This is a genomic window from Succinatimonas hippei YIT 12066 (assembly GCF_000188195.1).
Classification (GTDB): Bacteria; Pseudomonadota; Gammaproteobacteria; order Enterobacterales; family Succinivibrionaceae; genus Succinatimonas; species Succinatimonas hippei.
The window spans coordinates 1-4,662 of the sequence record NZ_GL831065.1 but is presented as its reverse complement, the minus strand read 5'-3'; the positions used below and the strand labels follow the sequence as shown (position 1 = coordinate 4,662).

Here is a 4,662-nt window from a genome sequence, read left to right as displayed (position 1 = left end):
TGTCGCCTCCCTAATTTTTAGCGTTACGGTTTAAAACAAAAGTACGGAACAGTCCCTTATTCAACATACGGATACGCAGCTCTACTCCTGTGGCATCCACGGTCACCACTTTAAGTCTCTTGTAATTATGAGTGGCAAATACCACACTGAGTTCATCCCCTGGGTCAATAACAAAATTATCTTTAACCAAGGCGGCAAGTTTGTGAATGCCCCAGACTCCCGGTACGGTTTTTCTGACGATTACGATTTTACTTGTGCCTATCATACGTAAAGTCCTTTAATGATGCCGACAACTGTGGAGACTAAAGCCGCATTGTCCACGGCAAAGGCAATTTTTGAACCTTTTATCTGCACTTTTACTTCGGTCCGCCCGGCAGCAGCGACGGTATGCACTGTCGTAAGTTCTAATTCCTGCCCGGAGCTTTTAAGCTCGGAGATGGTTACGACCTCACCGGGCAAATCGTTCAGTTTTATCTTGGAAACAAAAGAGGACTCTTCAGCAACGGCAGGTTCACATAACACCGGACGCTCCGTCTTAATATTGTTTTGGGCATTAAACTTTATAAGCCACGGCTCGGACTGGGATTCATAATAGAAACGGCTCAAAACCAAACTATTATTACTAATCCCTATATTCCTGCAGATATCTTGGATCCGCGGCAGTTCATAGCGCAAATCACAGTATTGTCTGTAGACGGCGGCATAAGATTGCACTGTCACGGGTTTTACCAAATCCGGACAAAAAGCGTTACGGCATCAACGGGCATAATGAGACGACATATTAAATTGTAGGGCAATATCATTAGTTGAACAGCCGTCACGCAAAGCTTTGGTAATAGCTAATTTGACCTCATCAGGAAGATTTATAAACATCAGGTGATCCTTAATAAAGAAAACACCTTATTTTTAGCTATGACGGCTTTATCAGGCAATGACGTATATACCGACTGCTTACTCTACGTTAAACGCCGTCAGCGAATTTCTCTCTCACGAAAACTACGGCAAAACGGCATAACCCGCACGGAAAAAATTAAATTATTATGAAAGCTGCATTTTTATGCCGTTTTTTGACTTTCCAGATACTAAACTCGGGTGCCAAATGATATTTTACTATCAAGAGAGTAGTAGTTTCTGAAGAAAAGAACAATAATAAAAAGCCTAGTTCACTAAATCAGGCTGCTCAATGAACTATACAGTTTTTTATCTTTTAGAAAAGATAGGCAAAATCAGCGGACATATTCAGTCCGGTAAGATCTGAACCGGTTTCAGCTCCGCAGCTAAGTCCAGCAGAAAATCCGTTTGCAAGCTTAAGCTGTGCACCTAAGTTTAGATAAGCTCCACTGCGTCCATCATGTTCTAATTCAGAATCAAAAGACGGAGCACAAGCATATTTAAATGCAGCTTCTGTATGATCTTCGTTATTCATAACGTCGTAGAAGAAAGAAGCATCAGCAAACAGCTCGAAAGTACTGCCTGATTTCAATTCCTGCTGTAGCTTAAAGCGCCATCCCAATTCCAGCGGCAGACTGTCGTAAGTCGTGCCGTCAACATCAATGGCAGCGCTGCCGCTTTCGTCAATATCCGGTATGCGAATTAGACTATAGTTCACCCCTGCAAAAGGTCCCGTGCGGAAATTATAACCGTCGCCTGCAGATAACAGATCATAGCCTACTGCAGCCTGTGCTGTTCCGATGAAAGACAGCCAGTCACTGTCCATTTTAGCGTGATATCCGTTAACACTTACCGTACGATCCATTTTTCCGTTTTGTATTCCGGCACGCAAATTGCCCTGCAGATAAAAACCAGCAAGCTCAGGACGATATAAGGCTCTCATACCTAAAAGTACGCTTGTTGCATCTGCATCGGCGTCATTATCACCGCCAATATCAGTGTTTAATGAGCTTAGGGTGAGATTGATTCCGGCTGTCCATTCGGAGGATAATTTAGCATCAGCGCCGACTACTGCGCTAAAACCGTCACTGTCCCATGATGCACCGTCTGAGTCATATGAACCGTAAAGCAGATCTCCATAGATTCTAGTGCCGTTAATTTTATCAATAGGTTCGGCCCATTGACGGTAAAACATCATTCGGTTTTCAGCGTTTAGTTGACGCAGTGAAGCCTGCGCGGCCGCGCTATAACTTTCAGCGCTGACAGAATGCAAAGCCTTACGGATGGAACAGCCTGACAGAGAGGAAAAATCTAGGGCAGAAAGAAGATCGGCGTAGGGAGAATCAGCGCTATCTGCAAGATGCACTAAAGCATACCCTACAGAGGCGGAAGCTAAACTGTCTGCATACTGAGCATAGGCGTCAGCGTTGCGATAGACTGTCCCTGACATAAAGTATTTCGTCTCACCAGTCCCAGAATGACTCTTTGCAGTTATGTCTCTAATGCTTAAAGTCGGTGATAGGGCTTCAAGGTTAGTGATGTTAAAATCACCAGAAGAGTTGTCATATTTAAGTGTTACAGAAATCTGCTTTTCATCTCCGTTTGAATAATAATCCTGCGGTATGAGCATGGCTAGGCTGCCGGCCAGCTCCGCGCTGTAAGCATCCACAAACGCATACGCCGGCAGTCGTAGTAAACTATTGTCACTTAAAGTCAATTTCTGCGTTTCTAAGACATAACCGTCTTCGTTTTTTCCTAAAAGGGTCAATTCTCCGTTATTGTACAGGCTGGCCGTTTCCGTATGACCTAAAACCGTCAACTCTCCGTCGGTAAGACTCATATCAAAACTGTCAAAACCGTCAATTGAGCCATACAATGTCATGGCAAATTTTCGATCAGCATACGATGTACCACCGGCTGCAGCACCAAAGTTAAGTGCAGTAGTGAGATCAATTTCTTCATTGTTCTTTGCCCGATCGGTAATATTGTCATTATTAGGATCCCATTTAGAAACTATATCTCCTACTATACTTGCACCTGGCAGTACATTGAGTTCCTGAACTAAAGCATTATCGGAGATATATACTGCCGCTGCAGATCCGGCAATTGTTCCGGAGATATTCACCTCACTCATCAGGGCGCCATAGTTAGTGATCTCAAAACCGTTGTCATCATACTCTGTATACTTCAATTTACCTGTATTCTCATCAATAACGGAAAACATATCTTTATTTTCATATTCACAGGTCCAAATATAAGAGCCTCGGTACTCCGTTTCATTTCCCAATAAATTCCCACCAAAATCAAAGCACAGAGCTTTACCGTTTTTACCTAAAGCAGTAATTAGACCGCCCACATTTAACTTGTGATTACTTCCATAGGCAAATAGTACACCGGTGCCGTTAAGCCCGTCTGCCCTTACCTGAACCCCATCTGCTATGGTAAGCACGTTGTTACTGCCGTCCACGCGCATACCAACTCCTCCAGTACCGCCTGCCAATAGATCGGCTGCTTGCGTTATATTATTGTTTTTACCGTAAACGTGCAGTCCGGTACCTAAAGTTGCAGTATTAACTTTTCCCTCCAGATAAGCACTGCCCTCAGAATTACGCGCATAAAAGCCCTGCGTATTAACGATAGTCTGACCATTTGCGTAAATTGATCTGCCGTAGAAATTTTTGCGATCAATGGTATAACCCAAATCCTGCATCGCTGCTAATTCAGCTTCCATAAAAAAGGTATAGTTACGATAGTTCTGATGGCTCATCATGGAACGTTCAAGCTCAAAATGCGACAGCTCATAGTACCACTCCGATCCGTCCCATTCAGCACCGTTAATCGCAATACCTTCAAGGCCTGATCCGGCTAAAACTTCGCTTACATGCCGGCCTTTAAAATACACTCCGGACTGTGACCCTAAACCTACCAAGAAATCATTTTCTCCGTAGTCATTCGCACTTCCATCAAAACGAACTAATATTTTTTGGGGGTGTATTGCACCCCGCGATTATCATAAAGAAAACTGTTAAAACTGAAATCGCATTTTTCGAAAAAACTGATTCCTAAAAGATGCCCAAACTCATGCGCTACCGTAGCAACAAAATCAAAACCACCGCCATCTGGTAAAGTATACCAATTACTCGGATAGCTGAAATTAAGTCCCTTACCTATTACTACGTTTGCAGGAAATTGTGCTGGTTCATTCATAGTGAATTGCCCCGTAGGCCCCAACACTTTTTCAAAATCACCTGCAGCATTTAAATTGGGAAAAGATATAGCAGAAGCATTTTCGCAATCTTCACCCAGACCTACAACCTGTACTTTGACGGGAGTAGTATTGATCGTTCCGGGACCAAGGATCTCAGCCCATAAAGATCCTGCTTGAAGTAAACTGTTTATTTCCTGTTCGGTAATGTTGCGTTTAGCGGTACTAAGACTTTCAAACTCTTCATCCATAAAAATATCCGGCGGGTCCTGCAAGGTCTCACCGGCATTTAGTATTTGCAGTTCAAACATCGGCTTGTTCTGATAATTGATAAAATAAGACGATGAAGCTACAGCTTGCTGCTGGGGCAAAGTGCATAACATGGAAACAGCAACGCTCAGAGCGGTACGTTGCCAAGTCATATGACAACAGCTGATGCTGCCAGATTTTCTGTGTGGGGAGATTTTTTTTATCATGGTGATTTCCACCTAAGCCAGAAGGCAAAAATAGGGCACTATACTTTTACATAATAAACCCGGATCGCCTGATTTTTTCTGTAGTATAGC

4 protein-coding genes are annotated in these 4,662 nt (G+C 43.3%); all 4 read right to left on the bottom strand.

The annotated features are described in order from the left end of the window. Nucleotides 1-10: 10 nt before the first annotated feature. The 4 genes from tnpB to HMPREF9444_RS09085 all read right to left on the bottom strand — a co-directional run bounded on the left by tnpB (nucleotide 11) and on the right by HMPREF9444_RS09085 (nucleotide 4,518). Complete coding sequence (gene tnpB, locus HMPREF9444_RS09100) at nucleotides 11-265, bottom strand: IS66 family insertion sequence element accessory protein TnpB (RefSeq protein WP_009144136.1); 255 nt, start codon at nucleotides 263-265, stop codon at nucleotides 11-13. Further along, a complete protein-coding gene (locus HMPREF9444_RS09095) occupies nucleotides 262-720 on the bottom strand; it encodes a hypothetical protein (protein WP_148514431.1) in 459 nt (152 codons plus the stop codon). Before HMPREF9444_RS09095 ends, tnpB begins: the two co-directional genes overlap by 4 nt. Before the next feature lie 487 nt (nucleotides 721-1,207). Continuing rightward, the gene (locus HMPREF9444_RS09090) at nucleotides 1,208-3,820 is read right to left on the bottom strand and encodes an autotransporter family protein (protein ID WP_040909488.1); all 2,613 of its coding nucleotides are present in this window, start codon (nucleotides 3,818-3,820) and stop codon (nucleotides 1,208-1,210) included. A gap of 44 nt (nucleotides 3,821-3,864) precedes the next feature. After that, on the bottom strand, nucleotides 3,865-4,518 hold the full coding sequence (locus HMPREF9444_RS09085) for a hypothetical protein (RefSeq protein ID WP_009144132.1): 654 nt from the start codon (nucleotides 4,516-4,518) through the stop codon (nucleotides 3,865-3,867). Between the last annotated feature and the right edge of the window lie 144 nt (nucleotides 4,519-4,662).

Excerpts from the sequence above, each read along its gene's own strand:
- tnpB (WP_009144136.1), bottom strand. The coding sequence starts at position 265 with ATGATAGGCACAAGTAAAATCGTAATCGTCAGAAAAACCGTACCGGGA.
- HMPREF9444_RS09085 (WP_009144132.1), bottom strand. The coding sequence starts at position 4,518 with ATGACTTGGCAACGTACCGCTCTGAGCGTTGCTGTTTCCATGTTATGC.